The sequence below is a fragment of the Micromonospora cathayae genome (assembly GCF_028993575.1).
Lineage (GTDB): Bacteria > Actinomycetota > Actinomycetes > Mycobacteriales > Micromonosporaceae > Micromonospora > Micromonospora cathayae.
Genome location: NZ_CP118615.1, coordinates 2707877 through 2727595, shown reverse-complemented (window position 1 = coordinate 2727595; position 19719 = coordinate 2707877). Strand labels below are relative to the sequence as shown.

General features: G+C 74.3%; 19 protein-coding genes, 1 tRNA gene and 2 pseudogenes. 10 read left to right on the top strand and 12 right to left on the bottom strand.

What is annotated here, in order from left to right:
* The first annotated feature begins 77 nt into the window (after positions 1 to 77).
* Positions 78 to 1400: a glycosyltransferase family 87 protein gene (locus PVK37_RS12500; RefSeq protein WP_275034046.1), complete on the top strand. Its 1323-nt coding sequence runs from the start codon at positions 78 to 80 to the stop codon at positions 1398 to 1400.
* Positions 1401 to 1525: 125 nt separating this feature from the next.
* Here PVK37_RS12500 and PVK37_RS31870 read toward each other — a convergent pair whose 3' ends face one another.
* From PVK37_RS31870 to PVK37_RS12480, 4 genes and pseudogenes are all read right to left on the bottom strand, one after another.
* Positions 1526 to 2722 (bottom strand): hypothetical protein, encoded by a 1197-nt coding sequence (locus tag PVK37_RS31870; RefSeq protein ID WP_423791030.1) that lies wholly within the window; start codon positions 2720 to 2722, stop codon positions 1526 to 1528.
* Positions 2723 to 2875: 153 nt separating this feature from the next.
* Positions 2876 to 3602 (bottom strand): annotated as a pseudogene (locus PVK37_RS12490) (YcnI family copper-binding membrane protein).
* Positions 3603 to 3617: 15 nt separating this feature from the next.
* Positions 3618 to 5291: a copper resistance CopC/CopD family protein gene (locus PVK37_RS12485; protein WP_275034045.1), complete on the bottom strand. Its 1674-nt coding sequence runs from the start codon at positions 5289 to 5291 to the stop codon at positions 3618 to 3620.
* A gap of 35 nt (positions 5292 to 5326) precedes the next feature.
* Entirely contained in the window at positions 5327 to 5974 is a 648-nt protein-coding gene (locus PVK37_RS12480; protein ID WP_275034044.1) for a zf-HC2 domain-containing protein, read from the bottom strand.
* A 302-nt stretch (positions 5975 to 6276) separates the two neighbouring features.
* Here PVK37_RS12480 and PVK37_RS12475 point away from each other — a divergent pair, with 302 nt between their 5' ends.
* The 4 genes from PVK37_RS12475 (at position 6277) to PVK37_RS12460 (ending at position 9596) form a co-directional block, all read left to right on the top strand.
* Positions 6277 to 6804, top strand: coding sequence for a sigma-70 family RNA polymerase sigma factor (locus PVK37_RS12475; protein WP_275035097.1), 528 nt, complete (start codon positions 6277 to 6279; stop codon positions 6802 to 6804).
* Between the two features lie 227 nt (positions 6805 to 7031).
* Positions 7032 to 7559, top strand: a complete 528-nt coding sequence (locus PVK37_RS12470) for a MauE/DoxX family redox-associated membrane protein (protein WP_275034043.1) — start codon at positions 7032 to 7034, stop codon at positions 7557 to 7559.
* Positions 7552 to 8268, top strand: a complete 717-nt coding sequence (locus PVK37_RS12465) for a DsbA family protein (protein WP_275034042.1) — start codon at positions 7552 to 7554, stop codon at positions 8266 to 8268. Before PVK37_RS12470 ends, PVK37_RS12465 begins: the two co-directional genes overlap by 8 nt.
* Complete coding sequence (locus tag PVK37_RS12460; RefSeq protein ID WP_341483431.1) at positions 8265 to 9596, top strand: hypothetical protein; 1332 nt, start codon at positions 8265 to 8267, stop codon at positions 9594 to 9596. The genes PVK37_RS12465 and PVK37_RS12460 overlap by 4 nt, the downstream gene beginning before the upstream one ends.
* Here the strand turns inward: PVK37_RS12460 and PVK37_RS12455 are convergent.
* The 4 genes and pseudogenes from PVK37_RS12455 to PVK37_RS12440 form a co-directional block, all read right to left on the bottom strand.
* A complete protein-coding gene (locus PVK37_RS12455) occupies positions 9580 to 10338 on the bottom strand; it encodes an energy-coupling factor ABC transporter ATP-binding protein (protein ID WP_275034041.1) in 759 nt (252 codons plus the stop codon). The genes PVK37_RS12460 and PVK37_RS12455 overlap by 17 nt on opposite strands.
* Positions 10335 to 11105, bottom strand: a complete 771-nt coding sequence (gene cbiQ, locus PVK37_RS12450) for a cobalt ECF transporter T component CbiQ (protein WP_275034040.1) — start codon at positions 11103 to 11105, stop codon at positions 10335 to 10337. The genes PVK37_RS12455 and cbiQ overlap by 4 nt, the downstream gene beginning before the upstream one ends.
* Positions 11106 to 11258: 153 nt before the next feature.
* Positions 11259 to 11606: pseudogene (locus tag PVK37_RS12445) on the bottom strand (PDGLE domain-containing protein); the annotation flags it as partial.
* Complete coding sequence (locus PVK37_RS12440; RefSeq protein WP_275034038.1) at positions 11603 to 12319, bottom strand: energy-coupling factor ABC transporter permease; 717 nt, start codon at positions 12317 to 12319, stop codon at positions 11603 to 11605. The pseudogene PVK37_RS12445 and the gene PVK37_RS12440, both read right to left, overlap by 4 nt.
* A 184-nt stretch (positions 12320 to 12503) precedes the next feature.
* Here PVK37_RS12440 and bcp point away from each other — a divergent pair, with 184 nt between their 5' ends.
* From bcp to PVK37_RS12425, 3 genes are all read left to right on the top strand, one after another.
* Positions 12504 to 12980 carry a thioredoxin-dependent thiol peroxidase gene (bcp, locus tag PVK37_RS12435; RefSeq protein ID WP_275034037.1) on the top strand — a complete coding sequence of 159 codons (477 nt, stop codon included), beginning with the start codon at positions 12504 to 12506 and terminating at the stop codon, positions 12978 to 12980.
* Positions 12981 to 13011: 31 nt separating this feature from the next.
* Positions 13012 to 13608: an HNH endonuclease signature motif containing protein gene (locus PVK37_RS12430; RefSeq protein WP_275034035.1), complete on the top strand. Its 597-nt coding sequence runs from the start codon at positions 13012 to 13014 to the stop codon at positions 13606 to 13608.
* A tRNA-Leu gene (locus tag PVK37_RS12425) sits at positions 13599 to 13673 on the top strand. The genes PVK37_RS12430 and PVK37_RS12425 overlap by 10 nt, the downstream gene beginning before the upstream one ends.
* A 33-nt stretch (positions 13674 to 13706) precedes the next feature.
* Here PVK37_RS12425 and PVK37_RS12420 read toward each other — a convergent pair.
* From PVK37_RS12420 to PVK37_RS12405, 4 genes are read right to left on the bottom strand one after another with little or no spacing between them, the layout of a single operon-like run.
* Positions 13707 to 14705, bottom strand: a complete 999-nt coding sequence (locus tag PVK37_RS12420; RefSeq protein WP_275034034.1) for an expansin EXLX1 family cellulose-binding protein — start codon at positions 14703 to 14705, stop codon at positions 13707 to 13709.
* Positions 14706 to 14758: 53 nt separating this feature from the next.
* Positions 14759 to 15586: an MOSC domain-containing protein gene (locus tag PVK37_RS12415; protein ID WP_275034033.1), complete on the bottom strand. Its 828-nt coding sequence runs from the start codon at positions 15584 to 15586 to the stop codon at positions 14759 to 14761.
* Positions 15583 to 16125, bottom strand: a complete 543-nt coding sequence (locus PVK37_RS12410) for a hypothetical protein (protein WP_275034032.1) — start codon at positions 16123 to 16125, stop codon at positions 15583 to 15585. The genes PVK37_RS12415 and PVK37_RS12410 overlap by 4 nt, the downstream gene beginning before the upstream one ends.
* A complete protein-coding gene (locus PVK37_RS12405; RefSeq protein ID WP_275034031.1) occupies positions 16122 to 16955 on the bottom strand; it encodes a class I SAM-dependent methyltransferase in 834 nt (277 codons plus the stop codon). Before PVK37_RS12405 ends, PVK37_RS12410 begins: the two co-directional genes overlap by 4 nt.
* A 199-nt stretch (positions 16956 to 17154) precedes the next feature.
* Here PVK37_RS12405 and PVK37_RS12400 point away from each other — a divergent pair, with 199 nt between their 5' ends.
* Both PVK37_RS12400 and hutU read left to right on the top strand, forming a co-directional pair.
* A complete protein-coding gene (locus PVK37_RS12400; protein ID WP_275035095.1) occupies positions 17155 to 17994 on the top strand; it encodes a MurR/RpiR family transcriptional regulator in 840 nt (279 codons plus the stop codon).
* Positions 17995 to 18065: 71 nt separating this feature from the next.
* Positions 18066 to 19715: a urocanate hydratase gene (hutU, locus tag PVK37_RS12395; RefSeq protein WP_275034030.1), complete on the top strand. Its 1650-nt coding sequence runs from the start codon at positions 18066 to 18068 to the stop codon at positions 19713 to 19715.
* The last annotated feature ends 4 nt before the right edge of the window (positions 19716 to 19719 follow it).

The following is a 19719-nucleotide window of genomic DNA, read 5'->3' as shown; positions in this document are numbered from 1 at the left end:
CACCGGAACAGACTACGCGCAGCACAGGCCCCCCGCGCCTGCGCACCGTCGCCGGGCAGGACCGCTAGGGTTTCCCCGTGCCAGCAGAACCCACCGTTCCGCCCGACCTCGTCGAGGACGACCCGGGCGGTCGCAGGGTCCGCCGCCTGCTCACCGTGCTGGCCCTCGCCGCCGTGCTGCCCGCGCTCTACCTGCCGGGGCTCACGCACGACTTCTTCGACCTGAAGATCTACATGCGGGCGATGCGGTGGTGGGCGGACGGCAACCCGCTGTACGACTACAGCCAGCCCGACCGGGTCCAGGGTGCGCTCTACTTCACGTACCCGCCGTTCAGCGCGTTGCTGCTGCGGCCGTTCGCGGCGTTGCCGCTCGGGGCTACCATCACGATCTTCACCCTGCTGACCATGGTCGGCGTGGTGGCGACCACCCGCTGGCTGGTCGGCCCGGTGCTCACCCGGCACCACCTGCCCCGGCTGTTCGGGCTGGTCGTGGCGGTGCTGCTGGCCTTCGCGGTGGAGAGCACCCGGGAGACCATCACCTTCGGTCAGATCAACATGCTGCTGGTGGTGCTGATCCTGGCCGACCTGCTCTTCGCCGTACCCCAGGGCAGACGCTGGGCCGGTGTGGCGGTGGGCCTGGCGACGGCGCTCAAGCTGTTCCCGGGCATCTTCATCGTCTATCTGCTGGTGACCCGGCGGTGGCGGGCGGCGATCGTGGCGAGCGCCACCGCCGCGGTGGCGACGCTGCTGGCGGCGGCGTTCGCGCCCCGGGACTCGTGGCGGTTCTGGACCCACGAACTGTGGGCGACCGACCGGGTGGGGCGGACCGACTACACCGGCAACCAGTCGCTGTTCGGGCTGCTCAGCCGGTTCACCGTGCCGGAGAAGCCGGACCGGCTGGTCTGGCTGCTGCTGGTCGCGGTGGTCGCCGGGTACGGGCTGTGGCGGGCCGGGCGGGCGGCCCGGGCCGGCGACCCGCTCACCGGGCTCACCCTGACCGGCCTGGTCGGTGGCCTGGTCAGCCCGATCACCTGGACGCACCACATCTACTGGTTCATCCCGGCCGTGGTGATCCTGGTCGACGCGGGGCTGCGCGACCGCGCGGAACACCGGCTCCGGGCCCGTCGGCTGCTGGTGCTGGCCGGGGCCACCTGCCTGATCATCACGTACGGGGTGGTCTCGTTCCAGGACTGGGGGGTCGGTCCGGCCCGCACCGACGACCCGTTCGACGTGCTGACCCGCAACACGTACGTGCTGCTGTCGCTGTTGCTGCTGGTGGTGCTGCCGGTGCGGCCCGCCGCCGGGGACCGGGTGGCCGAGGCCGGCGTGCCCCGGGCCCGGACGGCCCGCTGGAGCCGGTGGCGGCCGAACTCGAAACTTGCATCAAATGGACAGAACTGACGAGTAGCCTCTTTAGCAGCTAATCTGGCAACAACTACCTCAGACGTTCTCTCAGGTAGCACCGATCCCCCGGTGAAGATGGCCCTCCGTGTCGGCAGCACGGAGGGCCATCCGCCGTACCGCCCTCAGGCGGAGTCGGGTTCCGCCACCCCAGGGCCGGGACGGCCGTCCGCCACCCCGGGGCCGGGACGGCCGGCCGTCACCCCGGGGCCGGGACGGCCGGCCGTCACCCCGGGGCCTGGACGGCCGTCCGCCACCTCGGGGTCGGTACCCGCCGCCCGCAGCGGCGGCCAGGCGGGCAGGTCGGCGAGCGTGGCCGGGCGGCCGGGCGAGGCCGCGCGGCCAGGCGTGACCGGGCGATCGACGAACGTGACGGGGCGGCCGGGCGTGACCGGGCAATCGGGCGCAGCGGAGCGATCGGCGAAGGTGCCGGGGCGGTCCGTCGGGGCAGGGCGGTCCGTCGGGGCAGGTCGGTCGGACGGGACGGGGCCGATGGCGGGGCGGTCGGGCGCGACCGCGCCGACCGCCACCAGCGGCCGGACGGCGGACGGCGCGGCGGCTTCGCCGGTGGCCCGGGCGGACGCGCCGAGGGCGCTGAGCGAGGTCACCCCGAGCCGCTGGGCGAGCACCGGCACCTGGTCCGGCTCGACCACGAACACCACCTCCCGGGGACGCGGCGGGCGGAGCAGCACCAGCAGGGCCAGCGCGATCAGCAGCGCCCCGGCCAGTGGCAGCGCCCACCGGGCGGGGGTGAGCCAGCCGGCGCGCAGTTCGGCGCGTACGTCCAGGTTGAGGTCGGGCCGGCCGTCGGGACGCATCAGCACCAGACTCAGCGGCCGGTCGCCGAACTCGGCCGGATCCCATTCCAGGAAGCCGACGCCCTCGCGTACCCAGAGTGGCCGGCCGACCGGCTCGGGGGCCGGCGCGACGGGTCCGGCGTGGTCCACCGGATCGACCCGGACCGGCAGCGCGCCCCGGGCCACCGCCACCCGGTCGACGGTGGCGTACGGCGTGTCACCGAGCCAGGTCCGCACCTCGGTGGTCGGGGCCAGCCCCAGGAAGGCGGGCCCGTCGGCGGTACGCGCGGTCAGCCGGAGACGGTTCGCCCCGGCGCGGACGAACGGCGCGTCCCGGCGCAGCAGCCCGGCCAGGTCGGTGACGACCACTGCGGGCCGGGTGGTCCGCACCGGTTCGAACCGGGCCCGGAAGCCGCCGTCGGGGTCGGCGTGCCGGGCGACCACCCAGAGCGCGCCACCGGCGGCCAGCGCCACCACTCCGATGATCAGCAACAGCATTCCGGCGAGCGCCCGCGCGAACCGCATCCGTGTCGTCCTCCTCTGGCGAGTACCTGGACGACCTTACCCAGACAAGCGGCACAATCCCCGGATATCCGGCCCAAGCGGACAAGTTCCTCATCGGACACCACACCGGCCCGCCGGAAACCGACGGGCCGGTGCGTGGGCGGGAACGGCAGCTCAGGATGCCGGGGTCGCCTCCCGGCGGGTACGGGCGAACGCGGCCCCGCCCAACCCCAGGCCGGCGAGCCCGGCGACCAGACCGGCCACCCCAACCCGACGGCGAGCCCGTCGGAACCCTCGTCGGCGTCGTCGTCGGTGTCGGCGGCCCCGGGCTGCGCCGCCGGGGCGGCCGACGGCGAGGCCCCGGTCAGGGTCAGCACCGGGGCCGGGCTCTCCGGCTCCTCACCGCCCGGCGTCGGCTCCTCGATCCACCGCTGCACGTTGCCGTCCGAGTAGGTCTGGAGGGTCTTGAAGACCATCGTGTCGACCTGCGGCAGCGGCCCCATCGACACCGGGAACTCCTGGAACTCCCCCGGCTTGACCCCGCCGCCCGCGGCGGCCGTCCAGGTCAGCTTGGACACCACCTCGGTGAGCTGGCTGCCGTGCACCTCCACCGGCGGGTCGACCTTGCGCTTCTCCACCGCCACCGTCCAACCGGCCACCGGCATCGTCGACACCGAACCGACCGGGGCGTTCTCCGGCAGCACCACCTCCACCTTCGTGGTGGCGGCGGCGTCGCTCTCGTTCGGCACCGGAACGCGAACCGGCCGTAGCCGCCCTGGGTCGCCTCCTTCGGGTTCACCGAGACGTGCGCCGAGGCCGGCCCGGCGAAGCCGAACACGGCGGTGGCGACGGCACCGAGGGCGAGGACGGCGGCGGAAGCGGTACGCCGGTAGCGGATCATGGAATCGAGACCTTCCTAACGTACGGGCACGGTGGCGGTCACCGTGGCCTGGTCGATGTCGGACGTCCGGACGGTGAACCGGAACACCCAGTCCCCGGACGCCGGCAGGCTGATCTGCCCGGTGGCGTGGTTGTCGGTCAACGACAGCAGCGGCACGTCGATCGGCTCGATCCCCGCCGACGGCAACGCGACGGTGACCTTCCACTCCACCACCGGCTGCGGCTTGTTGTCCGGCGAGTACGCGTACAGGTGCACCGAGTTGTTGCCGCGTTCGGCCGGGTCCACCTCCACCTGGAGGGAGTAGATCGGGCTGGTCAGCGTGGCGGTGAACGAGGTGGCCCGGGAACCGGCGACGTCCGTCCCGGCGGTCCGGGCCGGCGGGGTCTGCACCAGCACGGCGGTGACCCCGAGCACCACGGCGGCGACGGCCAGCTCCAGCCAGAGGGCCCGGCGCATCGGCCTCGGCCGGGCCGCCGACTGCCAGCCGCGCACCAGCTGACGGGAGAACGCGGCCACCCCGATCACCAGCAGGAACAGCACGATCTTGGCGAGCAGCAGCCGCCCGTAGGTGGTCTCGACCAGCTTGTCCGGCGCGCCCACCTCGATCAGGCCGTTCACCGTACCGGCCAGCAGCAGCGCGGCCACCGCCAGCGCCGCCCACCGCGACCACACCGGCAGGATCGCGCCCAGCTCCCGCTCGTCGGCGCGGGGCAGCAGGAACACGGCGAGCACCACCAGTCCGCCCAGCCAGACCGCCATGCTGCCCAGGTGCACCGCGTCCACGAAGACGGTCAACGGCGGGGCCGGCGAGGCCGCCGCGTGCCCGGCCAGCGGCCAGGTGAACAGCGCCGCGCCGCCGAGCAGCCCCAGGATCACCCGGTCGGCCCGGCCGCCCTGCCCGCTCAGCAGCGGCCGCAGCAGGAACGCCGAGGCCGCCAGCAGGCCCAGCCGGACCAGGTGCGCCAGCCCGAAGTCACTGCCCAGCACGTCCCGCAGCCCCGCGCCGCCGACGTCGAACAGGCCACCACCGGTGGTGTACGGCACCTGCGTCCACAGGCCGGCCAGGGTGCCCAGCAGCACCACCCCGAGCCCGGCCCAGGCGACCCGGGACGGGCCGCGCCGGGAGAGCCGGTTCGGCCAGAACACGCCGAGCATCAGCACCGGCCCCACCAGCAGGAGCAGCCCCGCGTACGTGAGGTACCTGGCGACCTTGACCGCGACGCCCACCACCGGGTCGGCCCGGCTGTCCGACCCGGCGTCCACCGGCGGCGTGGACGGCGCGCCCACCGAGTAGGTGAACGCCCCGGAGACCGGGTGGTTGTCCGCCGACACCACCCGGTAGCTGACCAGGTACGTGCCGCGCGCCCCGGCCGGGTCGACCTTCACGGTGACCAGCCCGCCGGAGAAGCTCGGCTCGCCCCGGTCCGCCCGCGACCCGTCCGGCGCGATCACCCGGACCTTGTCCGGGACCTGCCGGACCGCCTCGCTGAAGGTCAGCACCACCTCGGCCGGTGCGCTCGGCACCACCGAGGACGCCGACGGACTGCTGCTCACCAGTACCGCGTGCGCGCTCGCCGGGCCGGCCGGGACGAGCAGCAGGGCGGTCAGGGCGACCAGCAGGCCGACGGTGGCGAGCAGACGGCCCACCGGGGAACACCGAGGACGTTTCGCAGCAGTCATACCGGCCATGCTCGCCGAAACGGTCCGGATACGGCGACCCGGTCTCACCCGCGTCCCGCCATCACCGGTGTCGACATCGGTCGATCCACCTGTCGGGTGGTCCGGCCCAACGCCCAGAGCAGACCGGCCTGCACCACCGCGGCCAGGTGCCCGATCTCGTGCACCAGTGCGGTCGTCGAGTTGGCGATGTCCACCGCGCTGGTGCCGGCCAGGCAGACCGCCAGCACGAACGCGACCGGTACGAACGCCTGCGCCCGCTCCGGCCGGTACGCGGCCAGCGCGAAGCCCACCGCCAGCGCCACGTCGAACGAGGCCATCTCCCGGCTGGTGTGCGGGTCCACCACACCCACCCCCAGACCGGCGAGCAGGATCGGCAGCGCCACGGCGAGCTGGGCCACCGCCGCCACCCCCACCGCCACCCGGAGCACCTGCCGCCGGGCCCGTACCGCGGCCGTGGCGGCGGCCCGGGCCGCGTCGGCGTCGGCAGCCACCGCCGCCAGCACCGGCGCGGTCAGATCGGGTACGGCCACCGCCTGCACCCGGACCAGCCGGGTCACCTGTTCGGCCCGGGCCAGCCAGCTCCGGCAGCCGGGGCAGCCGGAGGTGTGCGCGTCCAGCGTGGCCGGCGGGGCGCCCGGGTCCTCGCCGTCGAGCCGCGCCGACAGCGCCGCGCGTACGTCGTCGCATGTCATGGTCGGATAGTCGGCGCCGGGCCCGGAATAGTTCCCGACGTGGCGCACGCCATGGAAGGGCCGAAGGTCCCTGTCCGGTCCGTACCCTGCGCGTAACCTGGGGTGTCGTGATCCCCGCTCCGCGCCACGCCGCCGAGGCCGGCACCGCCGACGCCCCGGCCGCCCCCGGCTGGGCCGACCCCGGCCCGGCCGACGTGGTGCCCCGGGCGGTGCCGACGGACGGCCCGGCCGACGTGGTGCCCCGGGCGGTGGCGACGGAGGGCCCCGCCCCGGCGGTCGGCACGGACGGCCCCGCCCCGGCGGTGGACGCGGCGACCGGCTGGGCGTTGACCGCCCGGGACGGCGACCCCGTCGCGCAGGCCGCCTTCGTCCGGTCCACCCAGGCCGAGGTGTGGCGGTTCGTCGCCTCCCTGATCGACCCGGACAGCGCGGACGACCTCACCCAGGAGACCTACCTGCGGGCCTTCCGGGCCCTGCCGTCGTACCAGGGGCGGTCCAGCGCGCGTACCTGGCTGCTCGGCATCGCCCGGCGTACCTGCGCCGACCACCTGCGTACCGTGGTCCGCCACCGACGGCTCGACGAACGGCTCGCCGCGCAGGCGCACACCGACCGCCCGCACCCGGACCCGGCCGGGCACCTCGGCGCGGCCGACCTGCTGCGTCGGCTGCCCGCCGACCGCCGGGAGGCGTTCGTCCTCACCCAGGTCCTCGGCCTGTCGTACGCGGAGGCGGCGGCGGTGGCGGACGTGCCGGTGGGGACGATCCGGTCCCGGGTGGCCCGGGCCCGGGGCGAGCTGGTCGACGCGGTCGGCGCGGCCCTGACCAGCTGACGACCGGGCGGGACGAGGAGGCACCGACGGTGACGGACCGGCACGGACGTGCGGTCGAGCAGCCTGGTCGACTCCTACCGGCGGGCCACGGCACGGACCTTCCCGGCACGGACAGCACGGACCCTCCCGGCACGGGCCTTCCCGGCAGGGACGGCGGCACGAACCTTCCCGGCACGGACCTTCCCGGCGGGGGCGGCACGGAACTTCCCGGCGGGTCGGAACGACCAATGGGCGTGACCGCACCCACCACCACCCGGGGCAGCAGGTGGGCCACGCTGCGCCCCTGGCTCGCCGTCGCCGCCCGGCTCGGGCTGGCCGCGGTCTGGTTCCTCGCCGGTGGCAGCAAGGTCGGTGACCTGGCCGCCTCCGGGCGCGCCGTGCACGCGTACCAGGTCATGCCGTACGACGTGGCGACCGTGGTCGGCGCGGCGCTGCCCTTCGTGGAGCTGGCGCTCGGCGTCCTGCTGCTGGTGGGGCTGGCGACCCGACTCGCCGCCGGGGTCTCCGCGGCGCTGCTGACGGTCTTCGTCGCCGGCATCGCCTCCGCCTGGGCGCGTGGACTCGCCATCGACTGTGGGTGCTTCGGCACCGGCGGCGAACTCGCCGCCGGCCAGAGCCCCAGCTACGGCCCGGAGATCCTCCGGGACCTGGGTTTCCTGGCGCTCGCCGGATTCCTGCTGATCTGGCCCCGCACCCCCGTCTCGGTGGACGGGTGGCTGGCCGGGGCACCGCCCGTGGAGGACGAGGATGAGTAGTCGCAAGGGGCAGAAGTCCGCCTCCAGGGTGGTCCGGGAGCAGCTCGCCCGGGAACAGCGGCGCCGCCGGACGCTCTGGACCTCGGTCGCCGCGGTGGCGGTGCTGGTGATCGCCGGTCTGATCGGCTGGAGCGTCCTCGCCGGGCAACGCTCGGCGGACTACACCGCGCCCACCGGCGCCAACGACGCCGGCACCGGCGTCGTGGCCGGTTCCGGGCCGGTCACCGTGGACGTCTACGAGGACTTCCTCTGCCCGGCGTGCAAGCAGTTCGAGCAGACCACCGGCCCGACCCTGGACACCCTCATCGCCGAGGGCAAGGCCCGGGTGGTGTACCACCCGGTGGCCTACCTGAACCGCTACTCCACCACCGACTACTCGACCCGCTCGTCGGCCGCCTCCGGCTGCGCCGCCGAGGGCGGCCGGTACCGGGAGTACGCGAAGGCGCTGTTCGCGCAGCAGCCACCGGAGGGCGGCGCGGGACTCGACGACGACAAGCTGACCGAGATCGCCGCGAGCGTCGGCATCGACCGGGACGGCTTCGCCTCCTGCCTGCGGGAGGGCACCTTCAAGCCGTGGACCGAACACGTCACCGAGGAGGCCAGCCGGGCCGGCGTCACCGGTACCCCCACCATCCTGGTCGACGGCGAACCGGTCACCGACCGTAGCCCGGCCGGCCTCACCGCGGCCGTCGAGGCGGCCTCCCGGTGAGCCGTGCGCCGGCCGCCCGGACCAAGGCGGGACGGCTCACCCCCGCCCGGACGGCGGCTGGGCGGCTCACGTCGGCCCGGACGGCGACGGGACGGGGCACGTTGGCCCGGACGGCGGCGGGACGGGGCACGGCGGCCCGGGTGGTCGGGAGGCTGTGCGCCGGTCTGGCGCTCGCCGCCGCCGCGCTGCTGGGCACCGCCGCCCCGGCCACGGCGCACGGGGCGGACGCCCCGAACGGCACCGACTACCGCAGCGCGGTTACCGGCCTCGCCCCCGCCCGCCCCGGGCTGAGCGTCCGGGTCGTCGAGGCCGGCGCCCGGCTCGAACTACGCAACGACACCGACCGGACGGTCACCGTACTCGGCTACTCCGGTGAGCCCTACCTCCAGGTACGCCCGGACGGGGTGTACGAGAACACCCGCTCCCCGGCGACGTACCTGAACCGGACCCTGGCCGGGGAGACCACCGTGCCCGCCGAGGCGGACCCGACCGCCGAGCCGGCCTGGCAGCGGATCGCCGACCGGCCGGTGGCCCGGTGGCACGACCAGCGGGCCCTGTGGCGGGAGTCCGCGCCCCCGCCGCAGGTCACCGCCGCCCCCGACCGGGAACACCGGGTACGCGGCTGGGTGGTGCCGCTGCGCGACGGGGACACCCCCGTGGAGCTGCGCGGCACCCTCGACTGGGTGCCGCCGCCGGACGCGTACCTGTGGTGGGTGGCGGTCGCGCTCGGCGCGCTCGCGGTGAGCGGGCTCGGCCTGGTCCCGGCCGGGCGGGCGGCCGGCGGCCGGGCGCTGGCCGTACTGGGCGGCCTGCTCGCCACCGGTGGGCTGGCCGCCGTCGCGGTCGCCGTCGGCCGTGCCCTCGACGCCGGGGCGCAGGGGCCGGGCGAGCTCCTCGGCGGCCTGCTGACCGGGCAGCTCTGGGCCCTGATCACCGGGCTCGGGGCGGTGGCCGCCGGAGCGTGGGCGGTGGCCCGCCGCGCGGCGGCGGACTTCGCGCTGGCGCTGGCCGGGGCCTGTCTGGCGCTGTTCGCCGGGGTGACCAACGCGGCGGTGCTGGCCCGGTCGGTCCCGCCGCTGCCCTGGCCCGCCACGCCGGCCCGGCTGGTGGTCACGCTGATCCTGCTCGTCGGGGCGGGCGCCGTCCTGGCCGGGGTGTTCCGGCTGCACGCCGAGAGCCGTGCCACCGCGAGCCGCGCAACCCCGAATCCCGGGAGCCCGGCCACCGGGCACGCGGAAAGCCCGGCCACCGCGCCCATCGAGGGTCCGGCCGGCACCGCCGCGGCCCCCGACGGTCGGGCCGGCGGGAGCGTCAGCGGCGGACGGTGAAGCCGTACGGGAGTTCGAGGCGGTGCCGGGCCAGCAGATCGGAGTCGGCGAGCAGGTCGGTGGTCGCCCCGTCGGCGACGATGCGGCCCTGGTCCAGGATCACCGACCGGTCGCACAGCTCCAGCGCGTACGGCAGATCGTGGGTGACCATCAGCAGGGTCACCGGCAGGGCGCGCAGGATCCCGGCCAGCTCGCGGCGGGACGCCGGGTCCAGGTTCGAGGAGGGCTCGTCCAGCACCAGGATCTCCGGCCGCATGGCGAGCACCGTCGCCACCGCCACCCGGCGGCGCTGACCGAACGACAGGTGGTGCGGGGCCCGGTCCCGGTGCTCGGCCATGCCCACCGCGGCGAGCGCCTCGTCCACCCGGGCCGCCAACTCGGCCCCACGCAGGCCCAGGTTGGCCGGGCCGAACGCCACGTCCTCCGCGACGGTGGGCAGGAAGAGCTGGTCGTCCGGGTCCTGGAAGACGATGCCGACCCGCCGCCGGATCTCGGCCAGCGTCGCCCGGTCCTGGCTGACCGGCAGCCCGCCGACGGTCACGCTCCCCCCGGTGGCGACGAGAATGCCGTTGAGGTGCAGCACCAGCGTGGTCTTGCCGGCCCCGTTCGGCCCGAGCAGGGCCACCCGGTCGCCGCGCGGCACGGTCAGGTCCACCCCGTGCAGGGCCACGTGACCGTCCGGGTACGCGTACCGGACGTCACGGACGTCCAGCGAGGGAGGGCTCTGCACGTCCCCGATCATGTCAGCACGACGGCGGTGGCGGCGATCCCGGCCGCCAGCACCGGCACGGTGGCCGCGACCAGCCACTGCCCGGCCGTCGCCGCACCAGCACCGGACCACACCACCGGCATCCGGCCGGTGTAGCCCCGGGAGAGCATCGCCAGGTAGACCCGCTCGCCGCGTTCGAAGGCGCGCAGGAACAGCGCGCCGACGCCGGCCGCGAAGCCACGCACCTGCCACAGGAAACGGGGGTCGTCGCCCCGGGAGATCCGGGCCACCCGCATCCGCCGGGCCTCGCCGACCAGCACGTCCAGGTAGCGGAGCATGAAGGTGGCGATCTGGGTGAGGATCTGCGGGCAGCGCAGCCGGTCCAGGCCGACGATCAGGTCCCGTACGGTCGTGGTGGCGGCCAGCAGCAGTGAGGCGAGCACGCCGAGCGTGCCCTTGGCGATGATGTTCCACGCGCCGTACATCCCCTCCACGGACAGGGCCAGGCCGAACACGTCGACCCGGTCACCGGCGGCGAGGAACGGCAGCGCGAACGCGAACAGCACGAAGGGCAGTTCGATCAGCGACCGGGTGAGCAGCCAACCCGGGCCGATCCGGGCCAGCGCGGCGACCCCGGCCACCAGCAGGGCGTACCCGCCGAAGGCCCAGAACGCCTCGCGGGGGGTGGCGACCACGGCCACGGTGAAGACCACCATCGCCACGATCTTGACCTCGGGTGGCAACCGGTGCACCGGCGAGGTGCCCGGCCGGTGCAGCACGTGCGCGTGTCCGGTGCCCACGGCGTACGCTGCTCAGCCGACCGGGCCGGCGGCGGGCGCCCCGCCACGATCGGCGCGGTGTCGGTCCCCGCTCTGCTGCTCGGCCCCGCTCTGCTGGCCGTCGTCGTGGTGCTGGCCGTCGTCGCGGCCGTCGCCGTCACGGGGGTCACGGGCGTCGCCGTCGCGCTGCGGGGAACGGCGGCGGAGCAGCCAGAAGCCGCCCGCGCCGACGGCGAAGGTGAGCAGCACGCCGAGCACCCCGGAGAGCCCGGTGGCGAGGAAGTCGTTGTCGATGCCGGAGATGCCGTAGTCGGCCAGCGGGCCGCCGATCTCGTGCTCCCGTTCCTGCCGGGCCGGGCAGTCACCGCCGGTGATGTTGTCGTCGGCGTCGAACGTGCAGCCCTCCCGCAGCGACGAGTCCAGCCCGTCCGGGTGCGACGAGGCGTAGTTGCTGACCACCCCGGCCAGCAGTAGGGCCACCAGCAGCCCGCCGACGACGAAACCCCAGGGACGCTTCCTCACCGCACACCTCCGACGGCCGGTACCGGGCGCGCCGGGGCGGTACGCAGCCCGCGCAGCGCGTAGACGAGATCGGGACGGACCTTGGCGACGGTGACCACGGTGGTCGCGGTGATCAGACCCTCGCCGATGCCGATCAGCAGGTGCGTGCCGGCCATGGTGGCGGCCAGCCCACCGAGGTTGCCGCCGAGGTCGACGGTGCCGCCGAGCCAGTACTGCCCGACGAAGCCCATCGCGGCGACGACCACGCTGAGCAGGGCGGAGACGAAGGCGGTCACCGCGAGACCGGTCGGCGTGCGGGGCAGTACCCGCAGCAGCGCGGCGATCAGCAGGTACGCCGCCGCAGTGCCGATCAGGGCGATGTTGGTGATGTTCAGGCCGAGCATCGCCACGCCGCCGTCGCCGAACACCAGGGCCTGCACCACCAGCACCACCGCGACGCAGAGCGCGCCCACCCAGGGGCCGACCAGCATGGCGGCGAGCGCGCCGCCCATCAGGTGGCCGCTGACCCCGGCGGTGAAGATCGGGAAGTTGAGCATCTGCACCGCGAAGATGAAGGCCGCTACCAGGCCGGCCATCGGGGCGAGCCGGTCGTCGAGGTCACGCCGTCCGCGCAGGACGCAGACCGTCAGCACCGCGAGCGCGAGCGCCGCGAAGACCGCGGCGACGGGACCGTTGATGATCCCGTTCGAGATGTGCATCGCCAGGCTGTCCACTCCACCTCCCCGGTAGGTCGGCGGGGCACCCCGCCGACAGCTCACCCTATTGGCGGCCAGGTGTTGTTGCCAAGGGTTGGCAACAAGGCCATGAGGTCGATCACCTGCCTGGTCGCACAGGCAGGCACCGCCGGGCGGAGCGGGTCGCACCGGCGGGCACCGGGGCGGCGGTAGGGTCACGGGCATGACCGCGCCGCACCGTCTCAGCCCCGGCGACCCCGCGCCGGACTTCACCCTGTCGACCGACACCGGCAGCACGCTCGCCCTGGCCGACCTGCGGGGCCGCAAGGTGATCCTGTACGCCTACCCCGCCGCGATGACCCCCGGCTGCACCAAGCAGGCCTGCGACTTCCGCGACTCGCTCGCCTCCCTCCAGGCCGCCGGTTACGAGGTGGTCGGCATCTCCCCGGACAAGCCGGAGAAGCTCGCCAGGTTCCGGGACCGGGACGCGATCACCTTCCCGCTGGTCTCCGACCCGGACAAGGCGGTACTCACCGCGTACGGGGCGTTCGGCGAGAAGCAGATGTACGGCAAGACCGTCACCGGGGTGATCCGGTCCACCTTCGTCGTCGACGAGGACGGAAAGATCGAGCGGGCGTTCTACAACGTGAAGGCCACCGGGCACGTCGCCAAACTGCGGCGCGACCTCGGGCTGGACTGAAACTGTCGTACCGGGCCACTACGTTCCGTACGTGGTCCGGTACCGGTACTCCCCCGAGGCGCTGGCCGAGGCGGCCGCGCGCGCCCGCAACGTCACCGAGGTGCTGCGTCTGCTCGGTGTACGCCTCAGCGGTGGCTCCCACGCGCACATCAGCCGCCAGCTCAAACGCTTCGGCATCGACACCTCCCACTTCACAGGTCAGGCTCACAACCGGGGTGCGCGCGGCAGGCGCATCCCGGCCCCCGACCTATTGGTGAAACTTCCCGAGGGGACGCGACGGATCCCCGGCACCAGACTGAAGCGGGCGCTCGCCACGATCGGTCTACCGGAGACGTGTGAAGGATGTGGCACCGGAGCAACCTGGCAGGGCGCACCGTTGACCCTGCACGTCGACCACATCAACGGTGACTTCCTGGACAACCGGCCGCACAACCTGCGCCTGCTCTGCCCGAACTGCCACAGTCAGACCGCCACCTACGCCGGTGCTCGTCGCCCTCCGGTGGTCGCCCCCGACGTGGTCTACGATGCTAGTGCTGTCACGCCTACCGGCTACCCGATCGGCAGACGACTACCTCGTCAGCCACAGTGGTCGTGGAGGATGGTGGTCGGCGACATCCCGGGGTCGTAGCCCAACTGGCAGGAGGCGTGCGGTTTAGGTCCGCAACAGTGCGGGTTCGAATCCCGCCGGCCCTACCTTTACCATCCTCGGCCGCTGGTCGGCCCCTCTCACCCGCCGCAGGCTCGCGGTGCGGCCTGGACGGGGCCGGCCGACGGCGGCGCGTCGGCCGGTTCCGTACCGGTCGGCGCGGCGGTTCCGGTCGGCCCGAGCGTCGGGCTCGGCGTGGGGCCGGCGGTGGTGGGCCGGGGCGACGGTGACCGGCCGGGCGCGGACGAGCGGGCTGCCGTGGCCGGGCCGCCGTACATCCGGACGTCGCTGCGCTGCACCTCGCCCGGGGCCAGCCGGACGCCCTCGGCGGTGACCCGGTGGCCCCGCACGTCGGTGACCCGGATGGCGTACGGGCCGGGTCCGGCCCCCGCCTCGATGATCCAGTAGTTGTAGTCGTGCCGGGTGGCCGCCCGCCAGGTGCCGTTCCGGCGTACCTCGACGGCGCGCAGCGGGTTGCCGTGCCGGGCGACCTGCACGGCGAACCACCACTGCGAGGCGCCTTCCTTGATCCGGAAGGTGAGCGGGCCGGTCAGCGACGGGTCCACCACCTGCCGGTAGCTGACCGGGACGACGCCCCGCACCGGGTCGGCTATCCGGGCGAACGCCTCCCGGGACAGGTCGAGGTGCCCGGCGGGGCACTCCGGGCACTGGTCCATGACCAGCACCCGGACCGTCCCCTTCGGACCGGTGACGTCGAGGTGGCCGCCGCAGGCCGCCCCGGCGGCGTACTCGGCGGGACCGAGGGCGACGTAGAGCCGGTCGGTCGGGGCGGCCGGGTACGCGCAGTTGCCGCCCGCGCCCTTCGAGTCGTAGAAGGTGGCCTTGCCGTCTCCGGTGACGGCCGCCACCGGCACCGGCCACGTCCCGGCGTCGCCCCGTCCCGGGGCGGGTGCGGAACAGGGGGCCGGTGGTTCCCCGGCGCGCAGCACCAGTCCGAGGGCGACGACGGCGGCGAGCGCGGTGAGTGCGCCGCCGGCCAGCCACCGGCCGCGCCCGGGGTGGGTGGCCCGACGTCGGCGGCCGGGGCCGGGGCGGGGGACGGCGCAGGGGTCGGTCACGCCCGTCGATGCTGCCGTACCGCCACCGTCCGGACAAGCGGCCCGGTCGGGGGTCAGGTGTCCGGGGTGATCCGGACCGGGTCGCCGACGGTGACCGTGCCAGGGCCGACGGGTACCAGGTTGACTCCGAACCGGACCGCCCCGTCGACCCTGCGGTGCCGGGCCAGGGTACGCAGGGGTTCCTTGCCGCCGCGTACCCCGGTCTCCTGGTCGACGGTGGTGACGGCGCAGCGGTCGCAGCCGTCGCCGGCGCGGAAGGTGGTGTCGCCGATGCGCAGGGTCCGGCCGGTCCAGGTGTCCTCGGCCCAGGCGGGTGCGCCGTCGACGACCACGTTGGGCCGGAACCGGCTCATCGGCACCGGTGCCGCCCCGGCCTCGGTCAGCCAACCGTTGAGCGCGTCGAGCGAGGCGGTGACGGTCAGCAGCAGCGGGTAGGCGTCAGCGAAGCTGACCTGGTCGCCGGGGTCGTACCGGCGGTCGCCGAGCGGGATGTGGCGGGTGGGGCGGGCGAGCCGGACCAGCCGGACCGGTTGGCCGATCAGGGTGGTGAGCCAGGCGTCGGCGGCCGGGCCGGCGGGCAGCGCGTCGACGTCGATCTTCCGGTGCCGGAAGGTGCGGACGCCGACCGGCTCGACCTCGGCCGGGTCGGGGACGTCCAGGTCGGGGCGGTCGGGGCCGCGCAGCAGCAGCCCGCCGGGCCGGGGCACCGGTCGCAGGGTAGCCAGCACCGGGTACCGGCGTTGGGTGACCCCGACGCCGTCGGCGTCGACGATCATCCAGCGTCGGTCGCCGGCCAGGCCCCAGGGTTCGACCCGGGCCGTGTCGTGGTCGAGCCGGTGGCACCCCTTGACCGGGTACGTGTGGACGGATGCCAGCCTCACGACGGTGTCTCCGTCGGGGTCGACCGCTGGTGCGGCGGTCGCCACGGGGGCAGTCCGAGCAGGACCGGGTAGTCGTCGGTGCGGAAGAGGGCGAGCGCGTGTTCCCGAGCGGCCCGTAGCGCCCCGGGCACGTCGGGGTGTGTGGTGCGGTGCCGGTACAGGGTGTACGACCCGGGGCCGTGGTCGCCGAACGACACGTCCAGGTGTGCCTCGACCAGCGTCTCGACCACCGCCCGGTCCGGGGTGAACTCGAGCAGCAGGTGGATCTGGAAGGCGTTGTTCGCGTCCGGTTCGGGTGCCGGTCGCGGGCACACCTCCAGGTCGTTGCAGAGCCGCACCCGGTGCCCGGCCCCGTGCGGCTCGGTGTGGACGTACGGGTGGAGCTGGGAGTCGCCGCCGAAGTCGTAGTCGTGCCAGATCCGGAGGGCGTACTCGCCGAGGTCGACGTGCAGTTCGTGCAGGGTGCCGACCAGGTCGGCCGCCACCGCCAGGTCGGACGGACGCGGGTCGGACGGACGCGGGTCGGACCGGGTGTTCACCAGGCGACGCCGATGCCGTCTCCGGGGTACCAGTGGTTGATCGGGGTCTCCCGGTAGGCGAGGAAGCGCCGGCCGGTGCGTTCGGCGTGTTCGGCGAGGACGTTGGTGGCGGTGACGTTGTCGGTGAGCAGCATGGCGCCCGGGGCGAGCTTCGCCTCGGCCACGTCGAACTCCCGCTTCTCGTGGGCCTTGCTGTGGTCGCTGTCGTGCAGGAACAGGTCGACCGGGGTGTCCAGGGCCTTGATGGAGGCGATGGAGTCCCCGATGACCAGGTCGATCACCTCGGACCAGGGGGCGGTGTGGACGAGGTAGCCGGCCTCGGGGTTGATGTCGAGCGAGGTGACCCGGCCGGGGTGTCCCTCGGCGGCGTTGCGCAGCAGCGCGGCGGCCAGGACGCAGCTGCCGAGGCCCTTGTCCGCGCCGGTCTCGACGATGTGTCGTGGCTTGCGGGCCCGGACGATGGCGTACCACCCGATCCGCCGGGCGTAGCGGACCTGCCGGTCGGCCAGGCCGCGCCGGGCGGCGCCCTGGGTGGTCTGCTCGATGTGCCGGCGCAGCGCGTCGTCCTTCTCGATCTCCTGGAGGTACGTCCGGACCTGCTTGATCGGGGTGTCGCAGACGACGCTGACGAACCAGGCGAGGTGGTTCTTGCTCAGCCAGGTGAGGTCGTACGTGTAGTTGTGGTGCTCCCGTGAGGTCACCAGCCAGCGGGCGGAGACCTTCAGCAGCTTGGTGTCGTGCCGGGCGACCCGGGCCAGCCGCTTGGGGAAGGCCGCCACGGGGGCGAGCCGGGTGCGGGCGATGGCCCGACGAAGCTTGGTTGCGTCCACGGAAGGGTTTTACCACCCCCACCTGGGGCGGGCGCCAGCATGAGTTTCCGGCCAGGCTGACCGGGCGGGCACCTGGAAACCGTCACGAATCGGACAGCCGATGGGTGATCTTCCTGCTCATGGGGGTGGTGGGGGACCGCCAGCCTTGCCCGGTGAAAGTTTTCATGCATAGAGTCAGAGCGTGAATGAAACGGCCACCATGACGGCCGCCGCCACCGATCGGCTGCTGGACCTGTTCCACGGTGTCCGGCTCACCCCGACCCAGCGGCGGATCGCGCACTGCCTGGTGCAGCACGCCGCCACCGTGCCCTACCTGTCCGCCGCCGAGGTCGCCGAGCTGGCCGGGGTCAGCCAGCCGTCGGTGACCCGGTTCGCGGTCGCCCTCGGCCACGACGGCTACCCCGCGCTGCGCCGTCGGGTCCGCGAACTGACCGGCGCCGCACCGGCCGAACCCACCGCCGGTGACAACGAACTCCAGCGCGCCGTCCGGGCCGAGATCGGCAACCTGGACCGGCTCGCCGGGCAGCTCGCCGACCGGGACCGGATCGCCCGCGCCGGCGCGCTGCTGGCCGCCAGCCGCCCGCTGCCGGTGCTCGGGCTGCGCGCCGCCGCACCGCTGGCCGCCTACTTCGCGTACTTCGCCGCCAAGGTGCACCCGGACGTGCGGGTCCTCGACACCGGCGGCAGCCTGCTCACCGACCGGCTGGAACAGGCCGCCGCCGCCGGGGCGGACGCGCTGCTGGCCTTCGTGCTGCCCCGCTACCCCCGGGAGACCCTCGACGCGCTGCACGCCGCCCGGGACGCCGGCCTGCGGGTGGTGGCGATCACCGACTCGCCGGTCAGCCCGGCGACCGACCACGCCGAGCTGGTGCTGCCCGCCGCCGTCGGCACCGACCTGGTCTTCGACCTGCACACCGCGCCGATGACCCTGGCCATGGTGGTCCTCCAGGCGATCTGCGACGCCGCCCCGACCGACACGCAGGCCCGGCTGGAGGCGTTCGAGGCGTCCGCCGCCCGCCGACAGTTGTTCATCGGGTGAGCCGTCCACCGGCGGTCGTCCACCGGGCGAGCCGCCCACCGTCCGTGTTCCTCGACTGAGAGGAGATCGACATGTACCAGCCCGTCCGCGCCGCGCGCGGCACCGACCGTACCGCCCGGGGGTGGCCGCAGGAGGCCGCCCTGCGGATGCTGATGAACAACCTCGACCCCGAGGTGGCCGAACGCCCCGAGGACCTGGTGGTGTACGGCGGCACCGGGAAGGCGGCCCGGGACTGGCCGTCGTACCACGCGCTGGTGCGGACCCTGACCGACCTGCGCGACGACGAGACGATGCTGGTGCAGTCCGGCCGGCCGGTCGGGGTGGTCCGCACCCACGAGTGGGCGCCCCGGGTGCTGCTGGCCAACTCGAACCTGGTCGGCGACTGGGCCACCTGGCCCGAGTTCCGCCGCCTGGAGCAGCTCGGCCTGACCATGTACGGGCAGATGACCGCCGGTTCGTGGATCTACATCGGCACCCAGGGCATCCTCCAGGGCACCTACGAGACGTTCGCCGCGGTCGCCGCCAAGCGGTTCGGTGGCAGCCTGGCCGGCACGCTGACGCTGACCGCCGGCTGCGGTGGCATGGGCGGCGCGCAGCCGCTCGCGGTCACCATGAACGGCGGGGTGTGCCTGGTCCTGGACGTGGACCGGTCCCGGTTGGAGCGCCGGGTCCGCGACGGGTACCTGGACATCGTCGCCGACTCCCTGGACGAGGCGCTGACCTGGACGGTCATCTCCAAGCGGGACCGGCTGCCGCTCTCCGTCGGGGTGGTCGGCAACGCCGCCACGATCTTCCCGGACCTGCTGCGCCGGGGTTGCCCGATCGACATCGTCACCGACCAGACCAGCGCCCACGACCCGCTGTCGTACCTGCCGGAGGGGGTGGAGCTGGCCGACGCCCGCGAGTACGCGCGGACCAAACCGGCCGAGTACACCGACCGGGCGCGGGCGTCGATGGCGAAGCACGTCGAGGCGATGGTCGGGTACCTGGACGCCGGGGCGGAGGTGTTCGACTACGGCAACTCGATCCGGGGCGAGGCGCAGCTCGGCGGGTACCAGCGGGCGTTCGACTTCCCCGGTTTCGTGCCGGCGTACATCCGGCCGCTGTTCTGCGAGGGCAAGGGGCCGTTCCGGTGGGCGGCGCTCTCCGGTGACCCGGCCGACATCGCCGCCACCGACCGGGCCATCCTCGACCTGTTCCCGGAGAACGAGTCCCTGGCCCGGTGGATCCGGCTGGCCGGCGAGCGGGTCACCTTCCAGGGCCTGCCGGCCCGGATCTGCTGGCTCGGCTACGGCGAACGGGACCGGGCCGGTGTGCGGTTCAACGAGATGGTCGCCAGCGGCGAGCTGAAGGCCCCCGTCGTCATCGGCCGCGACCACCTGGACTGCGGCAGCGTCGCCAGCCCGTACCGGGAAACCGAGGCGATGGCCGACGGCTCCGACGCCATCGCCGACTGGCCGCTGCTCAACGCGCTGGTCAACACGGCCAGCGGGGCGTCCTGGGTGTCCATCCACCATGGCGGCGGGGTGGGCATCGGCCGGTCCCTGCACGCCGGTCAGGTCTGCGTCGCCGACGGCACCCCGCTGGCCGGGCAGAAGATCGAACGGGTGCTCACCAACGACCCGGCGATGGGGGTGATCCGGCACGTCGACGCCGGGTACGACCGGGCGCACGAGGTCGCCGAGCAGACCGGCGTCCGCATCCCGATGGCCGAGGGGTAGGCCC